The 422-nt window shown below is 62.8% G+C and carries 1 protein-coding gene; it reads right to left on the reverse strand.

Translation table 11 applies throughout. The features are described 5' to 3' along the window. Positions 1–422: amino acid permease (locus H0X90_RS35430; RefSeq protein WP_196438448.1), on the reverse strand; the 422-nt coding region annotated here is incomplete at both ends.

Here is a 422-nt window from a genome sequence, read left to right on the forward strand (position 1 = left end):
ACACCACCAAGCCAATCAAGACCCACACCACAAATGCGATCCAGGTGACAGCCTGCAGTTGGCTCATCAGGAACAGGCACAGGCCGATCGCCAGCAGCGGCACCACTGGCACGCCAGGGCAGCGGAAGCCGCGATGCAGGTCCGGACGGGTCCGGCGCAGCACCAGCACGGCCACGGCGATCAACGAGAAGGCGGCGAGCGTGCCGATGTTGATCAGTTCAGCCAGCACATTCAGCGGAACAAATGCGGCGATCAGCGCAAAGACAATCCCCACCACCCAGGTGTTGAGGAACGGCGTCGAGTAGCGCGGATGAATGTGCGACAGGCGCTTGGGCAGCAGGCCGTCGCGCGACATGGCGAAGATGATGCGCGTCTGACCGTACGCCATCACCAGGATCACGGTCGTCATGCCAATGATGGCG

Source organism: Burkholderia sp. 9775_39, from assembly GCF_015712225.1.
GTDB classification, from domain to species: Bacteria; Pseudomonadota; Gammaproteobacteria; order Burkholderiales; family Burkholderiaceae; genus Burkholderia; species Burkholderia cenocepacia.